The following is a 23,947-nucleotide window of genomic DNA, read 5'->3' as shown; positions in this document are numbered from 1 at the left end:
CGGGAGATCCCCGGCTCAGGTGCAGGCCGAGGCCCGCTGGCTGTTCGCTGCGCTGGCGGCCGCCTGCGCGGCGTTGTTGCCCTTCTTGGCCTTGGTGGCCTTCTTCTTGGCCTTCTTCGCCTTCGGCGAGGAGCTGCCGAACCTCTTCTTCGCCTTCTTGAGCTTCTTCTTGGCCTTGGTGAGCGCGGACTTGGTCGCGCCGGCCGTCGCGTTGGCCACGTTCGCCTCGTTGGTGGCGGCGGTACAGCCGAACGGAACGGCCCCGGAGCCGACGACGGTGACGATGCTCTCCTGGCCCGGGAAGTTGGCCGGGTTGTCGATCCGAGCCTGGGTGGCCATGGCCTGGATGATGGTGCTGACGCTCGGCGAGCCGGCCTTGGTGTAGACCCCGGGCTTGTCCGGCCGGGCGCAGCCCTGTCCGAAGCTCACGATGCCGACCAGCCGCCACCCGCCGTCGGTGCGGGCCACCAGCGGGCCGCCGCTGTCGCCCTGGCAGGCGTCGCGGCCGCCGCCGCTCACGCCGGCGCAGAGCATCACCGCTGCGGCGTAGTCGGCGCCGTAGGCGGTCGGCGCCTGGCAGGCGGCGTCACCGAGCACCGACACGGCCGCCTCACGCAGCTGCGGGCTCAGCGACCCGCCCTCCGAGGTCAGGCCGTAGCCGGTGACCACCGCGGGGCGTCCCTGGCGCCACAGCGCCTCCTCACCCGGACCTGCGACGCGGATGGGGGTGTACGCGCTGGGCGCCGCCGCGCCCAGGACGATCACGGCGTAGTCGTTGCGGCGGCCGTCGAAGGCCGTCGGATAGTAGAAGGTGTTGACCGGAACTTCGACGCCGCCGGAGTTCGTCTGGGTGGCGCCCAGCACGACCCTGGGATTGGGGACCGTGAGGAAGCAGTGGGCGGCGGTCAGCACCAGCCGGGTGTGGATGAGAGTGCCGCCGCAGTGGTGTTGGCCGGCCGGTGTGAGGAGCTGGGCCTGCCACGGGTACTTGGAGTGGCTGACCTCGGTGCCGCCGACGATCCGCAGGTCCGGGTCGGACGGGGAGGTCGCGGCGGCCAGAACCTCCGCGGGCGGCGGGTCACCCGGGCGCCACGATACGAACGGTGGGGCGTCGGCCTCCGTCCCGCCCCCGTCGGCCCGAGCGGCACCGGTCGGCGCCGCGAGGGCGGTGAGCAGGCCGAGCAGCAGCGCCAGCAGCGCGAGCACGGCGGTCGGTCGATGGGCACGAAGCATGGCGGTAACCCCCGGAAGATGAGAGAACTCCCGAGACGGAACCTGTCGGCACGACGCTAGGGCTCCGCGCCAACGGCTCACTAACAGCAACGACACGGGCGGTACCGGTCGTGCCGGTTGCCCCGCTCGCCTAGGGTGGCCCTGTCCACATCCGTCACATCCCTGAGGAGCCCCCGTGGTCAAGAAGCTCGTCATCGTCGCCCTCGTCGCGCTCGGCATCACCGCCGCCGTCAAGGTCGCCAAGAGTCGCTGACTCCGTCACGACGTACGCCGCCCCGGCACGGTCCCGTGTCGGGGCGACGTCGTACCCGTAGGCTGGACGCATGAGCGTGCGCCGCGTGATGGGCACCGAGGTCGAGTACGGCATCTCGGTCCAGGGCCAGCCGACGGCCAACCCGATGGTGGCGTCGTCGCAGGTCGTCAACGCCTACGCGACGGCCACCGTGCGGGCCCGGCGAGCGCGCTGGGACTTCGAGGAGGAGTCGCCGCTGCGCGACGCCCGCGGCTTCGACATGTCGCGGCAGATCGCCGACCCGAGCCAGCTCACCGACGAGGACCTCGGCCTCGCCAACGTGATCCTGACCAACGGCGCCCGGCTGTACGTCGACCACGCCCACCCGGAGTACTCCACGCCGGAGGTCGTCACCCCGCTCGACGTCGTCCGGTGGGACAAGGCGGGGGAGCAGGTCATGCTCGACGCTGCTCGGCGCGCCCAGCAGCTGCCCGGCAACCCGGCGATCGTCCTCTACAAGAACAACACCGACAACAAGGGCGCCTCCTACGGCGCGCACGAGAACTACCTCATGCGCCGCTCCACGCCCTTCGCCGACATCGTCCGCCACCTCACGCCGTTCTTCGTCAGCCGCCAGGTCTTCTGCGGTGCCGGGCGGGTCGGCAAGGGTCAGGACGGGCGCGATCACGGCTTCCAGATCAGCCAGCGCGCGGACTTCTTCGAGGTCGAGGTCGGCCTGGAGACCACGCTCAAGCGGCCGATCATCAACACCCGCGACGAGCCCCACGCGGACCCCGAGCGCTACCGGCGGCTCCACGTGATCATCGGCGACGCGAACCTGGCCGAGGTGGCGACGTACCTCAAGGTCGGCACGACCTCCCTCGTCCTCGCGATGATCGAGGACCGGTTCATCAGCCGCGACCTGGCCGTCGACACGCCGGTCGCCGCGCTGCGGGCGGTCTCCCACGACCCGACGCTGAAGCAGACGGTCACCCTGGCCGACGGGCGCCGGCTCACCGGCGTCCAGCTCCAGCTGGAGTACCTCGACCTGGCGAGGAAGTACGTCGAGGACCGCTACGGCGCCGACGCGGACGCCCAGACCGTCGACGTGCTCGCCCGCTGGGACGACGTGCTCGCCCGGCTGGAGTCCGACCCGATGTCGCTCGCCGACCAGCTCGACTGGCTCGCCAAGCTCCGGCTGATCGAGCAGTACCGCTCCCGCGACGGACTCGCGTGGGACGACGCGAAGCTGCAGCTGATCGACTACCAGTACTCCGACATCCGGCCCGAGAAGGGCCTCTACCACCGCCTGGTCGGCGCCGGGCGGATCCAGCGGCTGCTCACCGACACCGAGGTCGAGCAGGCGATGACGAACCCGCCCGACGAGACCCGCGCCTACTTCCGTGGCCGGTGCCTGGAGAAGTACGCCCCCGACATCGCCGCCGCGTCCTGGGACTCGGTCATCTTCGACCTGCCCGGCCGCGAGTCCCTCCAGCGGGTCCCCACCATCGACCCGCTGCGCGGCAGCAAGGCGCACGTCGGCGAGCTGATCGACCGGTGCGCGAACGCCGAGGAGCTGGTCCGCGCGCTCAGCCGCTGACGCGTGTCGGGGCCGGGTGGATAGGCTGGACCCATGGCTCAGGAGCAGAAGCAGCCGCGCAAGTCCGACGAGACGGAGGAGACGACCGAGGTCGCCCCCGAGACCGACGTCGCCGAGCGCAAGGAGGCCCTCGACGACGACGTCGACGCGATCCTCGACGAGATCGACGACGTCCTCGAGACCAACGCCGAGGACTTCGTGAAGTCGTTCATCCAGAAGGGCGGCGAGTAGCCCCCGTGAGCGACGCGCGCATCCCGGGCGCCTTCCTGCGCCCCGGGACCTCTTCCTTCAGCGACTTCCTGGCCGACAACGCCCCCGACCTGCTGCCGGCGCGGCGCTCGCTGCCCGCCGGCGCGACCGGTGCCGGCGACCTCGCGCCCCACGGCACGACGATCGTCGCGGTGACCTTCCCCGGCGGCCTGGTGATGGCCGGCGACCGCCGCGCCACGATGGGCAACGTCATCGCCCAGCGCGACATCCAGAAGGTGTTCCCGGCCGACGAGTACTCCGTGGTCGGCATCGCCGGGACCGCCGGCCTCGCCGTGGAGATGGTGCGGCTGTTCCAGGTCGAGCTCGAGCACTACGAGAAGATCGAGGGCTCGATCCTCTCCCTCGACGGCAAGGCCAATCGGCTCTCGGCACTCATCCGCGCCAACCTCGGCATGGCGATGCAGGGCCTGGCCGTCGTACCCATGTTCGCGGGCTACGACCTCGACAGCGGCACCGGCCGGATCTTCGGGTACGACGTCACGGGCGGCCGGCACGAGGAGGCCTCCTTCTTCACCGTCGGCTCGGGCTCGCTGTTCGCGCGCGGGGCGCTGAAGAAGCTCTACCGCGACGACCTGTCCTCCGACGACGCCGTCCGGGTCTGCCTGCAGGCGCTCTACGACGCCGCCGACGACGACTCCGCCACCGGCGGCCCCGACCTGACCCGGCGGATCTTCCCTGTCGTGTGGGTCGTCACCGCCGACGGCGCCGTCCAGCTCGACGAGGCCGCCATCGGCGCGCTCGCCGACCAGGTCGTCGGCGCCCGGATGGACCGACCCGACGGACCGCTCGCGCCCCTGCCCGGCGGGGGAGAGGAGGCGCAGGCATGAGCACCCCGTTCTACGTCTCGCCCGAGCAGCTGATGAAGGACCGGGCGGACTTCGCCCGCAAGGGCATCGCCCGCGGCCGGTCCCTCGCCGCGGTCCAGTACGCCGACGGCGTACTGCTCGTCACCGAGAACCCCTCCCAGGCCCTGCACAAGGTCTCCGAGCTCTACGACCGCCTCGCGTTCGCCGCGGTCGGCCGCTACAACGAGTTCGAGAACCTCCGCATCGCCGGAGTCCGGCTCGCCGACATGCGCGGCTACGCCTACGACCGGCGCGACGTCACCGGCCGCGGCCTGGCCAACGCCTACGCCCAGACCCTCGGCACCATCTTCTCCTCCGGCGGCGAGAAGCCCTACGAGGTCGAGATCTTCGTCGCCGAGGTCGGCGCCACCGCCGCCGACGACCAGATCTACCGGCTCACCTACGAGGGCCGGGTCGCCGACGAGCACGGCTTCGCCGTGATGGGTGGCGACGCGGAGACCGTGTCGTCGTACCTCAAGGAGCACTACACCGAGGGCGCCCCGCTCGACGCCGCGCTGGCCGTTGCCGTGGCCGCGCTCGGGCACTCCTCCGACGGCGGGCAGGTGCAGGACCGGGTCATCCCCGTCGGCGACCTCGAGGTCGCCGTCCTCGACCGCACCCGCACCCAGCCCCGCAAGTTCCGGCGGATCCTCCCTGCCCGGCTCGCCGAGCTCCTGGGCGACCGCGGACCTGCCGAGACGGCGCCCGAGGTGCACAGCTCCGAGACGCCGGCCGTGGAGGCGTCCGAGTCCGACGGCGCCGACGAGCCTCCTGTCGCTCCGCCGCTCTGACCCCCGGCCGCGGGTCGATATTGATGCGGTTTGGTCCCAAACCGCATCAATATCGGCCTCAGGCATGCGGTTTCTGCCCAATCGACGTGCCGGGTGAGGCCGATCGCGACCTCCTCCAGGCGGCTATCCACAGCTGAGCAGATGGCACTTGCTCCTGCTTGGACGTACGTCGAGTCTGGGCGTCATGCAGATCGGACCGGACGGCGCCATCCGTGGCGAGGTGCGTACGGCTGGGCATCAGCGTGTCGCGCACGGCGTGTACCGGCTGGAGACCCCGGAGCTCGAACCGTGGGAGAACTTCCTCCGCGATCTGAGCGCGCTGCGTCTGGTGCTCCCGGCCGACGCGGTCTTCACGCATGTGACCGGTGCACGCCTCCTCGGATGGCGGCTGCCCGCACTGCCGGAGCAGGTCCCGCACTTCGCCGCCGTACGAGGCGCGAACCGCCCCCGAAGGCCCGGTCTGATCTGCTCGCGACTGGTCCATGACTCGAAGGTGCGTGTCGCCCACGACCTGCCCGTGGACGAGCCGGCAGAGATCCTGCTGCGCGCCGCGCGGGACCTCGGTGATCTGGATCTGGCGATCATGGTCGACTCGGCCGCGCAGCTCGGGCACGTGAGCGACAGCGACATCGAGCGGGTTCTGGCGTCCAGACGGCCAGGGACTCGACGCCTCCGGGACGTGTGGCAGAGCCGCAACGAGCGCGCCGAGTCCGCCGGCGAGACGCTTCTCCACAGGTTCCACCAGGTCCTGGAGGTCCCGACCGAGCCACAGGTCGAGATCTTCGACGACGAGGGGCTCTTCATCTGTCGTGCCGACCTGCTCGTCGTCGGCACGCAGAGCCTCCACGAGTACGACGGCGCGGTCCACCGGGACAAGTCGGTTCATCGCCGGGATCTGCGACGCGAGCGGGCACTCACCCGCACGCCGTATGTGCGGCGCGGCTACACCCTGGACGACCTGCTCAACCATCCCGCCATCCTCATGCACGAGCTCGACCGGCTCCTCGGACGCCCGCACAAGGCCCGGCGGCTCCGTGCCTGGCGCGCGCTGATCGGTGATTCTCTCTATTCGGAGGCGGGCCGGTCGCGGGTGATGAACCGCTGGTACCGCTCGACGAACCCCGTCGATTGGGCAAGAACCGCATGACTTTGGCTCGGAATGTTGCGGTTTGGGACCAAACCGCAGCCACCGACCACGCAACCACCGCCGGGATGCCCACGGCAGCAGTAATGTGCCTTCATGGACCGTCGGATCTTCGGGATCGAGAACGAGTACGGCGTGACGTGCACGTTCCGGGGGCAGCGGCGGCTCAGCCCGGACGAGGTGGCGCGCTACCTGTTCCGGAAGGTGGTGAGCTGGGGGCGCAGCAGCAACGTGTTCCTGCGCAACGGGGCGCGGCTGTACCTCGACGTCGGCAGCCACCCGGAGTACGCCACGCCCGAGTGCGACGACGTCACGGAGCTGGTGACGCACGACAAGGCCGGCGAGCGGGTGCTGGAGGGGCTGCTCCTCGATGCCGAGCAGCGGCTCCACGACGAGGGGATCGCGGGCGAGATCTACCTGTTCAAGAACAACACCGACTCCGCCGGGAACTCCTACGGCTGCCACGAGAACTATCTCGTCAGCCGCGCTGGCGAGTTCTCGCGGCTGGCGGACGTGCTGATCCCGTTCCTGGTGACCCGGCAGATCATCGTGGGTGCCGGGAAGGTGACCCAGACCCCGCGCGGGACCAACTACTCGGTGAGCCAGCGTGCCGAGCACATCTGGGAGGGCGTCTCCAGCGCCACGACCCGGAGCCGGCCCATCATCAACACCCGCGACGAGCCGCACGCCGACGCCGAGAAGTACCGCCGCCTGCACGTGATCGTCGGCGACTCCAACATGAGCGAGACGACCACGATGCTCAAGGTCGCCTCCTGCGACCTGGTGCTGCGGATGATCGAGGAGGGCGTGGTGATGCGCGACCTCACGATGGAGAACCCGATCCGGGCGATCCGCGAGATCTCCCACGACGTCACGGGACGGCGCAAGGTGCGGCTGGCCAACGGACGCGAGGCGAGCGCGCTGGAGATCCAGGGGGAGTACCTCGCCAAGGCCCGCGACTTCGTCGACCGGCGCGGGATCTCGACGCCGGTCATCGAGCGTGCCCTGGACCTGTGGGAGCGGGGCCTGAAGGCGGTCGAGTCCGACGACCTCGGCCTGGTCGACCGCGAGATCGACTGGGTCATCAAGTGGAAGCTGATCGACCGCTACCGCGCCAAGCACGGTCTGCCGCTCAGCCACCCCCGGGTCGCCCAGCTCGACCTCGCCTACCACGACATCCACCGCAGCCGCGGTCTCTACTACCTGCTGGAGAAGCGGGGAGCGGTCGCCCGGGTCACCAGCGACCTGCGGATCTTCGAGGCCAAGTCGGTGCCGCCGCAGAACACCCGCGCCCGGCTGCGGGGCGAGTTCATCCGCCGCGCGCAGGAGCGCCGCCGCGACTTCACGGTCGACTGGGTGCACCTGAAGCTCAACGACCAGGCGCAGCGGACGGTGCTGTGCAAGGACCCGTTCCGGGCGTACGACGAGCGGGTGCAGCGCCTGATCGACGGCATGTGACACCTGTCTTCGGACAGTCGGTAGGGTTTGCGCGTGCTGATGCGCCTGCGACGTCCCTCGATGCTGCTCCTCTCGACCCTGCTGCCCGCCAGCCTGGCTCTGGCCGCCTGCGGCGGATCCGACTCCGACGAGGTCAAGGGCCTCGACGCGGTCGCGATCAGCGGTCCTGTCGGTGAGTCCCCCAGCTGGACTGGAAGGCGGTCATGACCGCCGATGAGCCGGCGACGAAGGTCCTCACGGAGGGCGACGGCGCCGCGCTGAAGAAGGGCGACGTCGTCCGCGTGGAGTTCACCCTCGCCGACGGCTGGACCCACAAGGTCAACTTCGACAGCTACGCCGCCACCTCGCTCAGCACGCTGGTCAAGGTGGGCACCGAGAAGGAGCCGCAGACCCTCACCGACCTGCTCTCCCTCGGCTTCGCCGACCAGATCAAGGCCGGCCAGAAGGTCGGCAGCCGGATCGCGGTCACCGTCGGCAGCGACGTGGCCTTCGGCGGCTACCTCGGCAGCCAGGCCGCCGGCCTGCTCGCGGCGCTCGACATCGGCAACGAGGACGGCCTGCTGTTCGTGGCCGACATCGCCGGCGTCGCCGGCCCCGAGGGCAGCGAGGAGGCCGCCCCGGGCTGGGCGCCCACGATCGTCGAGGACGCCGGCGTCCCGGCGAGCCTGGACTTCTCCGATGCCCCCAAGCCCAGCGGCAAGCTCGAGGTCGCGACCCTGGTCAAGGGCACCGGCCCCGAGGTGACCAAGGGCCAGACGATCCTGGCGAGCTACCTCGGCCAGATCCCGGGCGGCGAGCAGCCGTTCGACTCCAGCTACGCCGACGGCCGCGGCCTGGAGGCCGTCGTCGGCGGCAAGGACGCCTCCGTCGTCAAGGGCTGGTCGAAGGCCCTCGTCGGCCTGCCCGTGGGCAGCCGGGTCCTGATCCAGATCCCGCCGAAGCTCGGGTACGGCGACGAGGCGCAGGGCGAGGACATCCCCGCGAACTCGACGCTCTACTTCGTCGTCGACATCCTCGACGCCGCCGACCCGGAGCCGAAGCCCGAGCCTGAGCCCGAGGCGACGCCCGAGACCCCCGAGTCGGAGGCGACGCCCGGTGCGAACGACGAGCCGAGCCCGGATGCCAGCACCGAAGAGTGAGCGCCTCCTCAACCTGCTGATCATGCTCCTGGTGCAGCGCAGGCCGATCGCCAAGGAGCGGATCCGCGAGCTGCTGTACCCGGACTCCCGCGCGGACGCGTTCGAGAAGATGTTCGAGCGCGACAAGGACGAGCTGCGTAGTCTCGGCGTCCCGGTGGAGGTCGCGGCCGTGGACCCGCTCTTCGAGGACGAGGTCGGCTACCGGATCCCGCCGGAGGCGTTCGCGCTGCCCGATGTGGAGCTGACCCCGAGGAGGCCGCGGTCGTCGGCATCGCGTCGCGGGTGTGGCAGCACGCCACCATGGCGCAGGCGACCACGGACGCCGTACGGAAGCTGAGCGCGGCGGGGATCGACGTCGACCTCGACGCGCTCGAGATCGCCCGGCCACTGCTCACCGCCGAGGAGCCCGCCTTCGAGAAGTGCTGGGTCGCGGTCTGCGAGCGCAACGCGATCGAGTTCGACTACCAGCGTCCCGGCGCCGACACCCCGATGCGGCGGCGGGTGCAGCCGTGGGGGGTCGTCCGGTACGCCGGCCGGTGGTACCTCGTCGGCCACGACGCCGACCGAGAGGCGGAGCGCGTGTTCCGGCTGTCCCGGGTGCAGGGCGAGGTGCGCCTGGTCGGCCCGCCCGGCGCGTACGACGTACCCCCGGAGACCGACGTCCGCGCGATCGCCCGCCGGATGGCGCCGCCGACCCCCACCACCACGGCGGTGGTGCTCGTCCGGGAGGACACCGGCCACGGCCTGCGGCGCTCCGCCGAGCGGGTGGAGGTCGGCGTGGCCGGACCCGACGACCGGACCGGCTGGGACCGTCTGGTCCTGGTGCGCCCGACCCAGGGCCTGGCCGACGAGGTGCTCTCCCACGGCCCCGACGCAGTGCTCGTCGAGCCGGCGGAGGTCCGCGAGCAGGTAGTCGCCCGGCTGGCGGAGGTGGTCCGGTGAGTGGTCCGGCGAGTGCTCCGAAGGTTGCGGTTTGGTCCCAAACCGCAACGACACGCCGCACAGACCTGCGGTTTCTGCCCAATCGGCGTGGTTCAGGAGCGGTCCGGTGAGCAGGACACCCACGCCGGGGGCGCGGGACCAGGTGGCGCGGCTGCTGACGCTGGTGCCGTTCCTGCACCACCGCGACGGCGTGCGCCTGGAGGAGGCCGCCACGCTGCTGGGTACGACGCCGCAGCAGGTGGTGCGCGACCTCAAGGTGCTCTTCATGTGCGGCCTGCCGGGCGGTCTGCCCGACGACCTCATCGACGTCGACCTCGACGCGATCGTCACCGAGGAGGGGAGCCCGGTCACCGAGGGCGTGATCCGGGTCGAGAACGCCGACTACCTCGCGCGGCCGCTGCGGCTGACGGCGACGGAGGCGTCGGCGGTGATCGTGGCGCTGCGGATGCTGCGGGACACCGCGTCCGCGGGGCGACGCCGGAGCTGGTCGACCGGGTGCTGGCGAAGCTGGAGGCCGCGGCGACGGGTGCGCCGCACGTGGAGGTGACGCCGTCGCCCCGGGACGCCCAGCAGGTCGTGGTGGCGCAGCTGACGGCGCTCGTGGACGAGGCGGTGGCGAGCGGGCGGCAGCTGCGGCTGCTGTACTTCGTGCCGTCCCGCGACGAGGAGTCGGAGCGGGTCGTCGACCCGTACGGCGTGGTCGCGCACGGGGTCTTCTCCTATCTCGACGCCTTCTGCCACCGGGCCGGGGGCGACCGGCTGTTCCGGCTGGACCGGATCACGAAGGCCGAGCTCCTGCCGAGCGCCCCGACGACGGCGGCCCGGCCGCCGCGGGACCTGAGCGAGGGGCTGTTCAGTGACGACGTCCCCGACGCGACGCTGGTGACGCTGCGGCTGGAGCCGCCGGCCCGGTGGGCGACCGACTACTACCCGGTCCGCGAGGTCCGGGCGCACGACGACGGCTCGGCCGAGGTCGACCTGGTCGTGGTCGACCGGAGGTGGCTGACCCGGCTGCTGCTGCGCCTGGCACCGCATGCCACCGTGATCCGCCCGGCCGAGCTCACCGCGACGTTCACGGCCCGCGCACAGGAGACCCTCAGCCTGTACCGCTGACGGGGGCGTAGCATGGGAGCAGTCCCGCAGAACCCGACGATCGAGAGTTGGTCCCACCGATGTTTCCCCTGATCGGAATGCCCCAGGGCGCCGAGTGGCTCGTCATCCTGGCGATCGTGGTGCTGGTGTTCGGAGCCGCGAAGCTCCCCGACCTCGCGCGTGGCACCGGCCAGGCGCTGCGGATCTTCAAGGCCGAGACCAAGGGCCTGCGCGACGACGACGAGACGCCGGCCAAGCCCGCCCCGCCGGTGCAGCCCGGTGAGCTGAACGCCGCCGACGACGTCGCCGAGGGCGAGATCGTCGACGAGCGGCGCGAGAACAACGCCTGACCTTGGCCGTCTCCGGTCTCCTCAAGCTCTTCATCGGAAAGCCGGTCCATCCCGTCGGCGACGACGGGCGGATGGCGCTGTCCGACCACCTGCGTGAGCTGCGCGCCCGCATCCTGAAGTCCGGGTTCGCGGTCCTCGTGGCCTTCGGCGTCGCGCTGTTCTTCTTCGACCCGCTGTTCCAGCTGGTCCTCGAGCCCTATCTCGCCGCGCAGGCGAAGCTGCCCGACGGCTCCACCGAGGCCACGACCTCGGGCGCGGCCGGCGGCTTCCTGCTCTACCTCAAGCTCTGCGGCCTCGCGGCGCTGATCGGCTCCAGCCCGGTCTGGCTCTACCAGATCTGGGCGTTCATCCTCCCGGGCCTGCACCGCAACGAGAAGCGCTGGACCGGGATCTTCGCCGCCATCGCCGGGCCGCTGTTCATCGTCGGCGTCGTGCTCGGCTACGTCACGCTCCCCAAGGGCCTGGAGATCCTGATCGGGCTCAACCCCGAGGAGCTGACGAACCTCGTCGAGTTCAACGACTACCTCACCTTCTTCAGCCGCACGCTGCTCGGCTTCGGCATCGCGTTCGAGATCCCGGTGTTCGTCGTGCTGCTCAACATGGCCGGCATCCTCAAGGGCAAGACGCTCGGCGCCCACCGGCCGTGGATGATCGTCGGCACCTTCATCTTCGCGGCGATCATGACGCCGTCGGGCGACCCGTTCACGATGACCTTCATGGCCGTTCCGATGGTCGTGCTGTTCCTGATCTCCGAGGTGATCGCCCGGCTCAACGACCGGCGGCGCGCGGGCCGGACGATCAACGCCGGCCTCTCGCCCGACGAGCCGAGCCCGCTCTGACCCGGCCCGGGGAGGGCCGGCTCAGCGGACCCGGACGGTCCTCCTGCTGACGCGCTCGACCTTCGGGTAGCCGGGCTTCTTGCCCACGACGACCACCCGGATCCGCTTGCCCCGCTCGGCGGGGGTCAGCCGGAGCCGGGTGTGCCCGGTGCCGCGCCGGATCAGCTTGCCGCCGGCGTACCACCGCACCGTGAGCGTCGTGCCCGCCGTCCAGCGGCCGGGGCGGAGCTTGGCGACCAGCCGGCGGCCGACCCGCGGCGTCCCCACGAGACGCGGCCGGTGCGAGTCCAGCTGGGCCGCGACGACCGGCCCGGGATCGACGACCTCGGCGGGGCCGGTGGGATCGGTGGGTACGTCGATCGGCTCGCCCGGGACCGGCCCGACCGGGTCGGAGACCACCACGCCGGGGAGATGGCCGGCGAGCTCGCCGGTGACCCGCACCGCGATCATCGCTCCCGCCTGCGCCGGCGTCAGGACGACGGCGCCGACCGTGCCGGCGAACGGCTCGCCGTCGGCCAGCCAGGTCCAGGTCAGCGCCGTGCCCTCCGTCCAGCTGCCCGTCACCACGGCGCTGAGCCGCTGGCCGACCTCGGGGGAGCCGTCGACGCGGACCGCGTCGGGCGTGCGCAGGACGGCGCGCGCGACGGGCCCGACGCCGGGCGACGCGGCGGACCACGCGGAGGTGGCGCGGCCGGGGGCGCTGACCTGCACCTGGGCGGTGACGACGGCCCCCACCTGCGCAGCGGCGAGGCTCACCTGGGGACCGGAGGCGAACACCGTCCCGTCCGCGAGCCACCGGTAGTGGTACGCCGTCCCCTCGGGCAGGCCGGCGTCGTCCGCGTGCTGGGCGACGAGGACGCCGGCCGTCTCGGTGACGCCGCTGATCGTGGGCGCGCCGGGCGTCGCGAGCCGCTCGGCGCCGACGACCCCCGGGGCCCGCCGGCGCGGACCACGCGGAGTCCCGGTAGCCGATCGCGGTCGCCATCGCCTTGACGGTGAGCTCCCGGCCCACCATCGCCGGCGTGACGTCGACCTCCGGGCCGGTCGCGAAGGCGCTCGGCGCGTCGGCGAGGAACCACTCGTAGTGGTACGCGGCCCCGGGCGGCGGAGGCGCCGGTACGGCGGCGCGCAGCCTGCCGCCGGCCTCGGCCGTGCCGGAGAGCTCCGGCTCGGGCGGCGCGGCCAGGCGTCCCCAGTCGATGCGCGGCAGGACGCAGTCGGCGCGGAACCCGGTCGCGGGCGCGTGGACGGTCAGCCGCACATCGGCGCCGACCATGTCGGGGCGCGGGGTGAAGGAGCGGGTGCGGAAGGAGGCGCCGTACCCGGTGCCGGTCCAGCTCCAGGTCAGGCCGCCGTCGGCGCCGCCGTGGTAGGTCGCGGTGATCGTCTCGCCGACCCGCGGCTCCCCGTCGACGCTGACCGTGCCGGTGCCGGTGCCGGCGTACGTGCAGGACGCGACCGGCGCGGCGGTCGCGGTGGCGGCCGGACCGGCGACCAGCGCCGGAACGGCGACGGCCAGCAGCGCGAGGCGGGGCAGCGCGCGTCCCATCAGGCGCTCGCGCTTGCGGTCTCGCGCACCGCGGCCCGCAACCGGCGGTCGCGGACGACGAGCCCGGTCCCACCGCCGCCGACGAGGACGACGACGAGCAGGAGCGTCCAGGGCACCGCCCAGCCGTGACCGGTCTCCTCGACGGCGTCGAGGGTGCTCGTGGACCCGGCGGCGTCGTTGAGCAGCGGCACCAGCCGCACCTGCGCGGAGAGGCGCACCAGCGGGGGGACGCCGTCGACGGGCACGGAGACCGTCCACCTCTCGCCGGGCAGCAGCTCGGGGTGTCGGGGAGGTCGGGCGCGTCCCGGCCGGCCCAGCCGAAGGGCCCGGTGACCCGGACCTCCTGGCGCGCGGCGAGGATCGCGTTCCCGGTGTTGTGGATCGTGTACTCGACGGTCGCCTCACCCGTGCCGAGCGGGTTGGCGGTGCCGTCGTAGTCGACGTGCGGGTCCTCGACGGTGAGCTGGGGCGCGAGCTCGCCGCTGACGCGCACCCGGATCCGCATCGCCAGGCGCCGGTCGACGGCGATGCCGGCGTCGTTCGCCTCGGACGTCAGCGAGGTGACGATGCCGCCGAGGTGGTCGCCGGGCGTCGCGTTGTCGGGGACCGCGAGGGCGAACGGGACCTGCTTCTCCCTGCCGGGCTTGATCTTGACGGTGCTCCGGCCGGCCGTGACCCAGACGCCGACGCCGTGGGACTCCTGGTCGGTGCGGAGCAGGTCGAGCTGGCCGTCGGTGGTGGTGAACCCGTCGGCGGCGTACACCGCGAGGGTGATCGGCTCCGTGCCGTCGTTGTGGACCACCAGCGCGTCCTCGACCGTGGCGCCGGGGTTGAGCGTGTAGCTGAAGTTCTGGCGGGCGTCGCCATAGGTGTTCGACGCGGTCCGGATCGCCCAGGAGGCCTCGCCCTCCGCGGCCTGCGCGGGCGCGGGGGCGACGAGGACGGAGAGGAGCAGGGCGGCCAGCAGGGCCAGCGGGCGGGAGAGCATCGGGTTCACCTTCGGGAGGGGTACGGCGGGCGCGGGTACAGGCCGGTGCCCGAGCACCGGCCTGCCGGGTGGAGGAGCGGGTCAGCTCACCGCGGTGATGGTGAGCGTGGCCCGGTAGCTGCCCTTCGGGACCGAGGTCGGCAGCTTGAGGGTCAGGTCCGCACCGAGGTCCGCCGAGCCGAGCGGGTGGCCGGTGGTGGCGGAGCTGAGCGTGCGCGAGTCGGCGAGACCGTTGCCGGCGGTGTAGCCGGACTCGATCGGCGCGCCGGCGGTCGCGCCCACGCCCTCGGCGAGGACGTGCGGCTGCCAGCCCAGGTACTTCGCCGCGAACGACTTGGTGCCGTCGGCGAAGTCGCTGATCTGGCCGCTGATCGCCCAGGGGGAGGCGCTCGGCCGCGTGTCGGTCACGGTGAGCGGGTTGATCGCGCCGTCGGCGAGGAAGAAGCCGGTCTGCTCCTCGGCCTCGCCGAGGTCGACGAGCTTGTTCCGGCCGTCGATCTTCCAGCCGAACTCACCCGGGCCGGCCTGCGGCACGTCGACCGCGACCTCCTGGCCGTCGCCGTGGTTGGGCTTGATCACGACCTTGTCGATCGTCGAGCCGACCGCGCCGTTCGCGGAGGCCTCGCTGCGGATGTCCTCGACGGTCAGCGCGTCGCGACCGACGGAGACCTTCACGTACGAGCGGCGGTTCTCCTGGTTCTCCACCGAGTTGTACCAGCGCTGCGACGGGTGCGCCGGGTCGGCGTACGAGCCGGGCGCGGTGATCCCGTAGTACTTCGAGCCGGACGCCGAGTTGCCCGTCACGTAGACCACGCCGCCGGGACCCTGGAACACCTCGTTGGCGCCGGCCGCCTCGTCGGCGTTCGCCTTCTCGCCGTTCTTCAGCAGGTAGCTGCGCGAGTAGGCGTGGTCGTGGCCCTGCAGGACGAGGTCGACGCCGAGGTTCGAGAACGCCGTCGGGAAGTCCTGGCGGCGGATCTTGGCGTCCGCGTCCTGCGCGTGCGAGGCCGGGGAGTAGATCGCGTGGTGGTAGACGAGGACGGTGTACTTCGCCTCGGCGCCGTGGGCGTTGACGACCGAGGTGATGTAGTTGACGTGGGCCGCGTCCGCGCCGTTGTTGTAGGCGTTGCTGTTGATGTCGATGAACAGCACGTCCTTGTAGATGAACCAGTAGTCGCCGCCGGACGCGGTGCTGGGGTTCGTGTACAGCGCCGCCGAGCGGTCGGTGTTCGGCGTCCAGAAGTGCTGCTCGTAGGCCTTGCTGCCGACGTCGTGGTTGCCGATGGTCGGCACCCAGGGGTACTGCCGGAGCTTGTCGGGGGAGAGGAAAGCGTTCCACTGGGACTCGGTGCCCGCCGTCTCGACCTGGTCGCCACCGGAGACGAACAGCTCGACGTCCGGGTGCGCCGCCGTCGCCACGTCGAGCGTGGCGGCCCAGCCGGCGGTGTCGTTGGCGACATTGCCCGAGGCGCCGATCTGCGGGTCGCCGAAGAACAGGAAGTCGAAGTCGCCCTCGAAGTCCTGGGTCTTGAACGAGTAGGTGGGGGACCAGGCGCCCTCGGCGCCGACGCGGTAGGAGTACGCCGTGTGCTCCTGGAGCCCGCTGAGGGTGGCGTGGCCGTTGTAGCCGCCGCTGACCGTGTTGGCGGCGACGGTGGCGGAGTAGGTCGTGGCGGTCGTGGGGAACTCGCCGTTGACGAGTGCGGAGGTCGGGGCGACCTGGACGCTCTGGGCGGTGTTGGCCGAGGCGTACCAGGAGACCACGCGCTGGTTCTCGGAACCACCGACGCTGAGGACGATGCCGGTGATCGCGGCAGGGTCCTCGGCATGCGCCGCGTCCAGGGCGCCGGCGCCGAGCACCGCCGACACGCTGAGAGCAGCGATCGTGACGCCCGAGGCGACCCGCCGACGCAGGGTGCCGCGGGCGGGCGCAGGGTTCTTCGACTTCATCGAGTTCATCCGTCCATTTCTGGCTTGGAGGGGATAGGGAGCCGTGCTGGGAGATGCAGGTGGAGCTCGCTCGATGTGCTGAGCCCTAGGAGGCTGTCGGTCGCGGGTGAAGGCTCGGTGAATCGTGCGGATCGGCCGGGCGACCGGCGCCGGAAGACGCGGCGCTCGCGCTCAGCCCGTCGCGACCCGCTGCACGAACCACACCAGGCCCATCACGGCGACGCCGGCGGTGATCAGGCCGGTCACGACGATGCCGGCGGCAGGTGCTCGGTGGCGCAGCAGGGCCAGCGCCGGGAAGAGCAGCGCGATGATGCCGAGCTGGACCGCCTCGATGCCCAGGTTGAAGACGAGCAGCGACCAGAGCAGGGTCCAGGACCAGGAGGCGTCGATGCCCAGCGCGCCGGCGAAGCCGAGGCCGTGGACCAGTCCGAAGCAGAAGACCACCGCCAGCCGGGTCCAGCCCGCCGGGTCGAGCGCGAGGTGGCTGTCGGTGCCGGTCTCGAGGTCCATCGCGTGCTCGCGCAGCCGCACCAGGCGCCACAGGTACCAGCCGGCCACCACGGCGATCGAGAGCGCGATGACCGGCTCGACGACCGCGCCCGGCACCGTGTCCAGGCCGAGGGCCGCCAGCACGAAGGTGACGGAGTGGGCGAGGGTGAACGTGGTGGCGACCAGGACGACCTCGCGCAGCCGGCGGGAGCCGGCGATCAGGGCGAGCAGGAACAGGATGTGGTCGAGCCCGGTGAGCAGGTGCTCGGCGCCGAGCCGGAAGAACTCGACGAAGCGCTCGGAGGCCGACTGCGTCGTGTCGAAGGTCGGCCGGCCGGCGTCGAGCGCGGCGCTGCCGTGACGCAGGTCGAGCTCGTAGGTGACGATCGTCTTCGTGTCGCGGACGTAGCCCTCGTCGTCGGGGAACAGACGGCTGGTGACCTGGTGTGCGTCCGCCCGGGGACAGGCGTAGTCGAGGACCAGGAAGGCGTACGGCACGCCCTCGCGCTGGGCGATCGTCACCTGGTCCGCCACCGACGGCGTGCAGGCGCTGCCGCCGGCGCCGACCTCGAACCGCTTCGTGACGTACGCCGTCACGGTGGCGAGGTGCCGTTCGAGGGCGTCGGCCTGCTCGCCGGCGTCGCCGCCCTCGAAGGCCGCCGTGCCGTCCTGGAACACGTCGTCGGCCCGCTCGGTGTCGGCCGTGGACACGACGAGGAGGTCGTACTCCAGGCCGAGCTCCACCCGGACGTGACCGGGCTCCGGCGCCGTCACGTCGGCGTAGACCACGGACGAGAAGCCGTGGGCGCCGGCGCCGGGCGCGGGACCGAGGGTGAGGACCGCGACGACCGCGGCCACGAGGACGGCGACGGGCAGCCGTCGTACGGGGTTGGGCATCGTGCTCCTTCTCGGGTGGGCGAGCGAACCGTCCACGGCCCCGGTGAACGACCGGCGCTGCGCAGGTGACGGGTCGGGGAAGACGCGGTGGCCAGGCCGTCGGCGAGGCCGGAACCGCCGCGGCGGTGGGGTAGTAAGGGCGCGTGCGCTCTCCTGCCGCCGGCCCGGTCGCCCCGCTCCCCGCCCTGCTCGCCCTGCTGCTCGGCGTCCTCGGGGCGCTCCTCGCCGGGTGCGGCGACGACGACCCCTGGGCGCTCGACCGGCCGGTCCCGGCGGCCTCGGGCACCGTCGCTCCCGGCTTCCTCGGCGGGGTGGCCGCGCCGCACCCGGAGTCGACGGTCACGCCGCGGGCCGGGACATGGGACGCCGTGTCCCCGGGGCCGGGCTACCGCGTGGTCCTGCTGTCGTACGGCGACGACGAGCCGAGCCGCGTCCTCGCCTCCGCCGTGCGGGCCTGGGCCGCGGACGAGGACGTCGCGCTGAAGGAGATCACCCCGGACGACGCCCACGACGTCGTCCCGAGCATCACCGAGGCGATGGACCTGCGTCCCGACCTGATCGTCAGCGCCGGCAACGACCTGATCGAGGCGCTCGCCGTGGTCAGCGCCCACCACCTCGACCAGCAGTTCCTCGTGGTCGGCGCGGAGCTGCCCGAGCCGACCGGCAACGTCACGGCCGCGGACTGGGCGGGCGCGTCCTTCCGGGGTCGGGGCGTGGGCGCGTCATCGGTCTACGACCCGGCGACCTTCACCCCCGAGCGGGCCGCCCGGGCGGTGCGGGCCGGGGTCGCCGCGGTCCTCAGCGGCCACACCGGCATCGTGATCTGGCTCGACTAGCCTTCAGGGCGTGCCCCGCGCGATCGTCCTCACCAATCCCACCTCGGGCAAGGGACGCGGCGCGCGGATGCGGGACGAGGCGCTGCCGCGCTTCCACGGTGCCGGCTGGCGGACCACGGCCCTGACCGGCCGCGACGCCGACGAGACGCTCGACCTGGCCCGGGTGGCCGCGGCGGAGGAGCCCGACGCGCTCGTCGTGTGCGGGGGCGACGGCATGGTCAACCTCGGACTCCAGGCGGTCGCCGGCACGGACGTCCCGCTCGGGATCCTGCCGGCGGGGACCGGCAACGACTTCGCCCGCTACTTCGACCTGCCGCTGCGCGACGGGGCGGCGGCCGCCGTACGGATCCTGGAGGGCACGGCGCGCACCGTCGACCTGGCCCGGGTGGGAGACCGGTACTTCGGCGGGGTCCTCGCGGCCGGCTTCGACGCCGTCGTCAACGAGCGCGCCAACCGGATGCGCTGGCCGCGCGGGCAGATGCGCTACAACCTCGCCACCGTGGCGGAGCTGCGGGTCTTCCGGCCGCTGCGCTACCTCCTCGACCTCGACGGCACCGAGCACGAGCTCGAGGCGATGCTGGTGGCCGTCGGCAACGGCCCCTCGTTCGGCGGCGGACTGCGGATCGCGCACGGCGCCGAGCTCGACGACGGCCTCCTCGATGTGGTGCTCATCAAGCCGGTCGGCAGGATGGAGCTGATCCGCACCTTCCCCAAGCTGTTCGACGGGAGCCACGTGACCCATCCCCAGTACGAGCACCACCGCGTCCGCCGCGTCACCGTGGCGAGCGCGGGCATCGTCGGCTACGCCGACGGCGAGCGGTTCGGGCCGCTCCCGCTGACCGTCGAGTGCGTTCCCGGTGCGGTCCGGGTGATCGCGTGAGCGCCCGCGACGACGAGGCGCGGACGCCCGCGGAGCGGTACGCGTCGTACCGCAAGGACCGGGGCCACCCGGTCTTCCGCGACTTCGCGGCCGGCTTCCCGTTCCCGCTCGACGACTTCCAGGTCGAGGGCTGCAAGGCGGTCGAGGACGGCGACGGCGTGCTCGTGGCCGCGCCCACCGGCGCCGGCAAGACGGTGGTGGGGGAGTTCGCGGTCCACCTGGCGCTCGAGACCGGCCGGAAGTGCTTCTACACGACGCCGATCAAGGCGCTGTCGAACCAGAAGTACGCCGACCTGGCCGCCCGCTACGGCAAGGACCGGGTGGGCCTGCTCACCGGCGACACGACGATCAACGGCGAGGCGCCGGTGGTCGTGATGACCACCGAGGTGCTGCGCAACATGCTCTACGCGCGCTCCCGCACGCTCGTCGGGCTCGGCTTCGTGGTGATGGACGAGGTGCACTACCTCGCGGACCGCTCCCGGGGGGCGGTGTGGGAGGAGGTCATCATCCACCTGCCGGAGTCGGTGTCGGTGATCTCGCTGTCGGCGACGGTGTCGAACGCCGAGGAGTTCGGCGAGTGGCTGGAGACGGTGCGCGGCTCGACCCGGACGATCGTGGCCGAGCGCCGGCCGGTGCCGCTGTTCCAGCACGTGATGGTCGGGCGCCGGCTCCTCGACCTGTTCGCGTCCTCCGACGTCGACGCGGCCGCGGGCTTCGTCCGTGAGGGCGCGCCGGTCAACGACGAGCTGATGAGGCTGGCCCGCGACGACTGGGCGTCCTCCCGGCTCAAGGGGCACCGCACGCCCAAGGGAGCCCGGGGCCGCCAGGGCGGACCGGGGAGCCGCAATGTCGGCAGCGGGCGGCGGATCTGGATCCCCGGCCGCCTCGACGTGGTCGACCAGCTGCAGCGCAAGAGCATGCTGCCCGCGATCGACTTCATCTTCAGCCGCGCGGGCTGCGACGCCGCCGTGCAGCAGTGCCTCGACGCCAACCTGCGCCTGACCACGCCGGAGGAGCGCGACGAGGTCATCGCCCACGTCGAGAGCACGCTCGGCGGCCTGCCCTCGGCCGACCTGCAGGTGCTCGGCTACCACGACTTCCTCGACGCCGCCTCGCGCGGTGTCGCCGCCCACCACGCCGGGATGCTGCCGGCGTTCAAGGAGTGCGTCGAGGAGCTCTACCTGCGCGGGCTGATCAAGATCGTCTTCGCCACCGAGACCCTGGCGCTCGGCATCAACATGCCCGCCCGGACGGTGGTGCTGGAGAAGCTGAGCAAGTGGAACGGCGAGACCCACGCCGACATCACGCCGGGGGAGTACACCCAGCTGACCGGCCGGGCCGGCCGCCGCGGGCTCGACGTCGAGGGCCATGCGGTGGTGCTCTGGCAGCCGGGGATGAACCCCCGCGAGCTCGCGGGACTCGCCTCCACCCGCACCTATCCGCTGCGGAGCAGCTTCCGGCCGTCGTACAACATGGCGGTCAACCTGGTGCACTCCTACGGCCGCCACCAGGCCCGCGAGCTGCTGGAGCAGTCCTTCGCGCAGTTCCAGGCCGACCGCGCCGTCGTCGGGCTGGCCCGCCAGCTGCGCAAGGCCGAGGACGCGCTCGCCGGCTACGCCGAGGCCGCCCAGTGCCATCTCGGCGACTTCATGGAGTACGCCGCGCTGCGCCGTGGGGTCTCGGAGCTGGAGAAGGAGGCGAGCAAGGTGCGCCGGCAGGACCGCCGCGGCGAGGCGATGGCCTCCCTGGAGCGGCTCACGCCCGGCGACGTGATCGTCGTACCCGTCGGGAAGTTCGCCGGTCCCGCGGTCGTGGTGGACCCCGGGCTGTCCGAGCACGGCCACCGGCCGCTGGTCATCACCGCCGAGCGGCAGGGCCGGCGGCTGGCGATGATGGACTTCCCGACGCCGGTCGAGCCGGTCGCCCACATCCGGCTCCCGAAGCGGGTCGACGCCCGCAACCCCCAGCAGCGCAAGGACATCGCGCAGGCGGTCCGCGAGGCGGTCCGCGCGCTGCCGCTGTCCGCCACGCGTCCCCGGGCCGAGCGCGGCCCGGTGGACGAGGCCACCGCGCGCGAGATCCAGGCGCTGCGCGCCCGGATCCGCGAGCATCCCTGCCACGGCTGCGCGGAGCGGGAGGACCACGCCCGGTGGGCCGAGCGGTACGCCAAGCTCGAGAAGGACACCCAGACGCTGTCCCAGCGCATCGAGCGGCGCACCAACACCGTCGCGCGGACCTTCGACCGGGTCTGCGAGGTGCTGGAGGCGCTCGACTACCTCCGCGAGGACGAGGTCACCGAGCGCGGCCGCGGGCTGATGCGGATCTACTCCGAGCTCGACCTGGTCGCCGCCGAGTCGCTGCGCACCGGCCTGTGGGACGACCTGTCGCCCTCCCAGCTCGGCGCCGTGCTCTCCGCGCTGGTCTACGAGGCCCGCCGTCCCGACGAGGGCCCGCCGAACGTCCCCGGCGGCGCCATCCAGGTCACCATCGACGCGATGACCCGGCTCTGGGGCGACCTGGAGCGGCTGGAGCGCGAGCACCGCCTCGACTTCCTCCGCAAGCCCGACGCCGGCTTCGCCTGGACCGCCTGGCGGTGGGCGGAGGGCCAGGACCTCGACGAGATCATCACCCGCAACGACCAGACGGCCGGCGACTTCGTGCGCCAGATGAAGCAGCTGATCGACTTCGCGGGCCAGATCGCGGACGCCGCGGCCGGTACGCCGGTCCGCGACACCGCGCGTCAGCTGGTCAGGCTGCTGCGCAGGGGGATCGTCGCGACCGAGTAATCCGGCACCGCGGCGGTGCGCTCGGCGGCGAGCAGCCGGCCGGCGTACGCCTGGCCGAGGGGTGAGAGCGCCACGACGGCCCGGCGCCGGTCGGCGGGATCGACCCGCCGGACGAGGAGACCGCGCTCGACCAGGCGGTCGGCATGGCGGGTGAGGGTAGCGGCGGGCACCGCGGCGGCCGTCGCGACCTCGCCCATGCCCAGGCCGGGGGCGTCCGCGACGACGGCGAGGATCCGCCAGTGCTCGAGGGTGAGCCCGTGCTCGTCGAGCAGCGGCTGCAGCGCCCGGCGCAGCGCGGCCTCGACCCGGCCGACCCGGACGGCGAGGCTGGGCGGGTGGCTCACGACGGCCTCCTCGGACGGGACGGCGATGGTGGCCCTATCCTAGGTCGCACACCGAGCACTCCGGTTGACCCGCCGCCCGCAGCGCCGCCGGCCGCGACAGCCGCGTCCCGCACGGAGGTGCCGTGCCCGCACCACGCTCCGACGACGTCCTGTCCGTCGCCTTCGTCGTCCCGCTCCAGGGACCCACGGGCATCTACGGGCCGTCGTGCCTCGCCTGCGGCGAGCTCGCGGTGGAGCAGCTCAACGCCGGCACCGGCATCGCCGGGCGCCGGGTGGAGCTGGTCGTGGTCGACGCCGGCCGGGACCCCCGATTGGTGGCGGACGAGGTCGGCGTGCTGGTCGACACGGGCCGGGTCCACGCGGTCGCGGGCTGGCACATCTCCGCGGTCCGGCAGGCGATCACCCGGCGCGTCGGCGGCCGCGTGGTCTACGCCTTCGCCGCGATGCACGAGGGCGGTGACGAGACGCCGGGTGTGTTCATGATCGGCGAGCGGCCGATCAACCAACTGCTGCCCGCGGCGCACTGGATGCGCGAGGAGCTCGGCGTGGGCCGCTGGGCCATCGTGGGCAACGACTACGTCTTCCCGCGCGTCACCGGCGCGACGGCCCGGCTCGCCCTGGAGGAGACCCCCTCGGAGATCGTCAGCGAGACCTACGTCCCCCTCGGCACGAGCGACTTCGGCACGGTGCTGCGCGACCTGGCCGGCCGGCCCGTCGACGGCGTGATCATGCTGCTGATGGGCCAGGACGCCGTCCACTTCAACCGGCAGTTCGCGCGCGCGGGGCTGACGGCCGCGCTGCCCCGACTGAGCCCCGCGGTCGAGGAGAACACCCTGCTCGCCGGCGGTGTGGCCGCGAACGACCGGCTGTACGCCGCGGCGGCGTACTTCGACGGGCTGGGCACCGCCGAGAGCTCCGCGCTCGCCCACGACTACTACGCCCGGTGGGGCCGCTGGGCGCCGGCGCTCAACGCGGTCGGCGAGTCCTGCTACGAGGCGATCTGGTTCCTCGCCCGGGTCGGAGCCGTGTGCGGCGACCTCACCGTCGACGCGGTGGCGGCGCTGCCCAGCGGCCACTTCTACGAGAGCCCGCGCGGCCTGGTGCGGCTGGCCGGCAACCTGCTCGACCAGGACGTGTACGTCGCCGCCGCGGACGGGCTCGAGTTCCGGGTGGAGGAGCGGATCGCGCGCGTGCACTAGTGGTCATCCCCGTCGATACGTCGGGGGGCTCCGCCGGCGTCTTCCGAGCGTCGCCTACGCGGCGACGTGCGTGCCCTGGGTGCGCAGACCCCTG

At 72.5% G+C, this 23,947-nt stretch carries 25 protein-coding genes and 1 pseudogene; 19 read left to right on the top strand and 7 right to left on the bottom strand.

Annotated features, from left to right (window positions below; translation table 11 throughout):
* Positions 1–15: 15 nt before the first annotated feature.
* On the bottom strand, positions 16–1,233 hold the full coding sequence (locus FIV44_RS29105; RefSeq protein WP_141007484.1) for a serine protease: 1,218 nt from the start codon (positions 1,231–1,233) through the stop codon (positions 16–18).
* A 323-nt stretch (positions 1,234–1,556) separates the two neighbouring features.
* Here FIV44_RS29105 and dop point away from each other — a divergent pair, with 323 nt between their 5' ends.
* From dop to tatC, 14 genes are all read left to right on the top strand, one after another.
* Positions 1,557–3,065, top strand: coding sequence for a depupylase/deamidase Dop (gene dop, locus FIV44_RS29100; RefSeq protein ID WP_141007483.1), 1,509 nt, complete (start codon positions 1,557–1,559; stop codon positions 3,063–3,065).
* Positions 3,066–3,098: 33 nt separating this feature from the next.
* On the top strand, positions 3,099–3,296 hold the full coding sequence (locus tag FIV44_RS29095) for a ubiquitin-like protein Pup (RefSeq protein WP_141007482.1): 198 nt from the start codon (positions 3,099–3,101) through the stop codon (positions 3,294–3,296).
* Between the two features lie 5 nt (positions 3,297–3,301).
* Positions 3,302–4,162 (top strand): proteasome subunit beta, encoded by an 861-nt coding sequence (gene prcB / locus FIV44_RS29090; RefSeq protein ID WP_141007481.1) that lies wholly within the window; start codon positions 3,302–3,304, stop codon positions 4,160–4,162.
* Complete coding sequence (gene prcA, locus FIV44_RS29085; RefSeq protein ID WP_141007480.1) at positions 4,159–4,971, top strand: proteasome subunit alpha; 813 nt, start codon at positions 4,159–4,161, stop codon at positions 4,969–4,971. Before prcB ends, prcA begins: the two co-directional genes overlap by 4 nt.
* A 184-nt stretch (positions 4,972–5,155) precedes the next feature.
* On the top strand, positions 5,156–6,118 hold the full coding sequence (locus tag FIV44_RS29080; RefSeq protein WP_141007479.1) for an acetate and sugar kinases/Hsc70/actin family protein: 963 nt from the start codon (positions 5,156–5,158) through the stop codon (positions 6,116–6,118).
* A 93-nt stretch (positions 6,119–6,211) separates the two neighbouring features.
* On the top strand, positions 6,212–7,573 hold the full coding sequence (gene pafA, locus FIV44_RS29075; protein WP_141007478.1) for a Pup--protein ligase: 1,362 nt from the start codon (positions 6,212–6,214) through the stop codon (positions 7,571–7,573).
* 33 nt (positions 7,574–7,606) lie between these two features.
* Positions 7,607–7,780 (top strand): hypothetical protein, encoded by a 174-nt coding sequence (locus FIV44_RS30965; RefSeq protein ID WP_181410883.1) that lies wholly within the window; start codon positions 7,607–7,609, stop codon positions 7,778–7,780.
* Positions 7,777–8,712 carry an FKBP-type peptidyl-prolyl cis-trans isomerase gene (locus tag FIV44_RS29070; protein ID WP_141007477.1) on the top strand — a complete coding sequence of 312 codons (936 nt, stop codon included), beginning with the start codon at positions 7,777–7,779 and terminating at the stop codon, positions 8,710–8,712. Before FIV44_RS30965 ends, FIV44_RS29070 begins: the two co-directional genes overlap by 4 nt.
* Positions 8,693–9,049 carry a hypothetical protein gene (locus FIV44_RS32940; RefSeq protein ID WP_246086705.1) on the top strand — a complete coding sequence of 119 codons (357 nt, stop codon included), beginning with the start codon at positions 8,693–8,695 and terminating at the stop codon, positions 9,047–9,049. The genes FIV44_RS29070 and FIV44_RS32940 overlap by 20 nt, the downstream gene beginning before the upstream one ends.
* Complete coding sequence (locus tag FIV44_RS29065; protein ID WP_246086704.1) at positions 9,013–9,654, top strand: WYL domain-containing protein; 642 nt, start codon at positions 9,013–9,015, stop codon at positions 9,652–9,654. Before FIV44_RS32940 ends, FIV44_RS29065 begins: the two co-directional genes overlap by 37 nt.
* A gap of 106 nt (positions 9,655–9,760) precedes the next feature.
* Positions 9,761–10,201 carry a hypothetical protein gene (locus tag FIV44_RS32935; protein ID WP_246086703.1) on the top strand — a complete coding sequence of 147 codons (441 nt, stop codon included), beginning with the start codon at positions 9,761–9,763 and terminating at the stop codon, positions 10,199–10,201.
* A complete protein-coding gene (locus FIV44_RS32930; protein WP_246086702.1) occupies positions 10,150–10,767 on the top strand; it encodes a helix-turn-helix transcriptional regulator in 618 nt (205 codons plus the stop codon). Before FIV44_RS32935 ends, FIV44_RS32930 begins: the two co-directional genes overlap by 52 nt.
* Before the next feature lie 77 nt (positions 10,768–10,844).
* Entirely contained in the window at positions 10,845–11,096 is a 252-nt protein-coding gene (gene tatA, locus FIV44_RS32925; protein ID WP_425465140.1) for a twin-arginine translocase TatA/TatE family subunit, read from the top strand.
* Positions 11,097–11,098: 2 nt separating this feature from the next.
* Entirely contained in the window at positions 11,099–11,935 is an 837-nt protein-coding gene (gene tatC / locus FIV44_RS29050) for a twin-arginine translocase subunit TatC (protein ID WP_141007475.1), read from the top strand.
* A gap of 21 nt (positions 11,936–11,956) precedes the next feature.
* On the opposite strand, the gene FIV44_RS29045 is transcribed toward tatC, so the two are convergent.
* On the bottom strand, positions 11,957–12,691 hold the full coding sequence (locus FIV44_RS29045) for a hypothetical protein (RefSeq protein WP_141007474.1): 735 nt from the start codon (positions 12,689–12,691) through the stop codon (positions 11,957–11,959).
* A 395-nt stretch (positions 12,692–13,086) separates the two neighbouring features.
* Between FIV44_RS29045 and FIV44_RS32920 the strand changes: the two genes are divergently transcribed.
* Positions 13,087–13,308 (top strand): hypothetical protein, encoded by a 222-nt coding sequence (locus FIV44_RS32920; RefSeq protein WP_246086701.1) that lies wholly within the window; start codon positions 13,087–13,089, stop codon positions 13,306–13,308.
* Positions 13,309–13,483: 175 nt separating this feature from the next.
* On the opposite strand, the gene FIV44_RS32915 is transcribed toward FIV44_RS32920, so the two are convergent.
* From FIV44_RS32915 to FIV44_RS29030, 4 genes and pseudogenes are all read right to left on the bottom strand, one after another.
* Positions 13,484–13,729, bottom strand: coding sequence for a hypothetical protein (locus FIV44_RS32915; protein ID WP_246086700.1), 246 nt, complete (start codon positions 13,727–13,729; stop codon positions 13,484–13,486).
* A gap of 377 nt (positions 13,730–14,106) precedes the next feature.
* Positions 14,107–14,472, bottom strand: a pseudogene (locus FIV44_RS34255) (hypothetical protein); the annotation flags it as partial.
* A gap of 81 nt (positions 14,473–14,553) precedes the next feature.
* Entirely contained in the window at positions 14,554–16,431 is a 1,878-nt protein-coding gene (locus FIV44_RS29035; RefSeq protein ID WP_219996214.1) for a purple acid phosphatase family protein, read from the bottom strand.
* A gap of 162 nt (positions 16,432–16,593) precedes the next feature.
* Positions 16,594–17,808: a HupE/UreJ family protein gene (locus FIV44_RS29030; RefSeq protein ID WP_141007472.1), complete on the bottom strand. Its 1,215-nt coding sequence runs from the start codon at positions 17,806–17,808 to the stop codon at positions 16,594–16,596.
* Positions 17,809–17,951: 143 nt separating this feature from the next.
* On the opposite strand from FIV44_RS29030, the gene FIV44_RS29025 reads away from it, so the two are divergent.
* From FIV44_RS29025 to FIV44_RS29015, 3 genes are read left to right on the top strand one after another with little or no spacing between them, the layout of a single operon-like run.
* Positions 17,952–18,644 carry a type 1 periplasmic-binding domain-containing protein gene (locus tag FIV44_RS29025; protein ID WP_219996213.1) on the top strand — a complete coding sequence of 231 codons (693 nt, stop codon included), beginning with the start codon at positions 17,952–17,954 and terminating at the stop codon, positions 18,642–18,644.
* A gap of 10 nt (positions 18,645–18,654) precedes the next feature.
* On the top strand, positions 18,655–19,524 hold the full coding sequence (locus tag FIV44_RS29020; RefSeq protein WP_141007471.1) for a diacylglycerol kinase: 870 nt from the start codon (positions 18,655–18,657) through the stop codon (positions 19,522–19,524).
* Positions 19,521–22,310: a DEAD/DEAH box helicase gene (locus tag FIV44_RS29015; protein WP_141007470.1), complete on the top strand. Its 2,790-nt coding sequence runs from the start codon at positions 19,521–19,523 to the stop codon at positions 22,308–22,310. Before FIV44_RS29020 ends, FIV44_RS29015 begins: the two co-directional genes overlap by 4 nt.
* Here FIV44_RS29015 and FIV44_RS29010 read toward each other — a convergent pair.
* Positions 22,265–22,654, bottom strand: coding sequence for a MarR family winged helix-turn-helix transcriptional regulator (locus FIV44_RS29010; protein ID WP_141007469.1), 390 nt, complete (start codon positions 22,652–22,654; stop codon positions 22,265–22,267). The genes FIV44_RS29015 and FIV44_RS29010 overlap by 46 nt on opposite strands.
* 122 nt (positions 22,655–22,776) lie before the next feature.
* Between FIV44_RS29010 and FIV44_RS29005 the strand changes: the two genes are divergently transcribed.
* On the top strand, positions 22,777–23,853 hold the full coding sequence (locus FIV44_RS29005; protein ID WP_141007468.1) for a substrate-binding domain-containing protein: 1,077 nt from the start codon (positions 22,777–22,779) through the stop codon (positions 23,851–23,853).
* Positions 23,854–23,947 lie beyond the last annotated feature (94 nt).

The sequence above is a fragment of the Nocardioides humi genome (assembly GCF_006494775.1).
In the GTDB taxonomy this organism is placed as follows: Bacteria; Actinomycetota; Actinomycetes; order Propionibacteriales; family Nocardioidaceae; genus Nocardioides; species Nocardioides humi.
The sequence above is the reverse complement of the archived record's forward strand: the minus strand, read 5'-3'. Positions and strand labels throughout refer to the sequence as shown.

What these genes read in the sequence shown, in the direction of transcription:
- FIV44_RS29030 (WP_141007472.1), bottom strand. Translation starts at nt 17,808, where the DNA reads ATGCCCAACCCCGTACGACGGCTGCCCGTCGCCGTCCTCGTGGCCGCG.
- FIV44_RS29095 (WP_141007482.1), top strand. Translation starts at nt 3,099, where the DNA reads ATGGCTCAGGAGCAGAAGCAGCCGCGCAAGTCCGACGAGACGGAGGAG.
- FIV44_RS29105 (WP_141007484.1), bottom strand. Translation starts at nt 1,233, where the DNA reads ATGCTTCGTGCCCATCGACCGACCGCCGTGCTCGCGCTGCTGGCGCTG.
- pafA (WP_141007478.1), top strand. Translation starts at nt 6,212, where the DNA reads ATGGACCGTCGGATCTTCGGGATCGAGAACGAGTACGGCGTGACGTGC.
- tatA (WP_425465140.1), top strand. Translation starts at nt 10,845, where the DNA reads ATGCCCCAGGGCGCCGAGTGGCTCGTCATCCTGGCGATCGTGGTGCTG.
- prcA (WP_141007480.1), top strand. Translation starts at nt 4,159, where the DNA reads ATGAGCACCCCGTTCTACGTCTCGCCCGAGCAGCTGATGAAGGACCGG.
- dop (WP_141007483.1), top strand. Translation starts at nt 1,557, where the DNA reads ATGAGCGTGCGCCGCGTGATGGGCACCGAGGTCGAGTACGGCATCTCG.
- FIV44_RS29035 (WP_219996214.1), bottom strand. Translation starts at nt 16,431, where the DNA reads ATGAACTCGATGAAGTCGAAGAACCCTGCGCCCGCCCGCGGCACCCTG.
- FIV44_RS29070 (WP_141007477.1), top strand. Translation starts at nt 7,777, where the DNA reads ATGACCGCCGATGAGCCGGCGACGAAGGTCCTCACGGAGGGCGACGGC.
- FIV44_RS29080 (WP_141007479.1), top strand. Translation starts at nt 5,156, where the DNA reads ATGCAGATCGGACCGGACGGCGCCATCCGTGGCGAGGTGCGTACGGCT.
- FIV44_RS29065 (WP_246086704.1), top strand. Translation starts at nt 9,013, where the DNA reads ATGGCGCAGGCGACCACGGACGCCGTACGGAAGCTGAGCGCGGCGGGG.
- FIV44_RS32940 (WP_246086705.1), top strand. Translation starts at nt 8,693, where the DNA reads ATGCCAGCACCGAAGAGTGAGCGCCTCCTCAACCTGCTGATCATGCTC.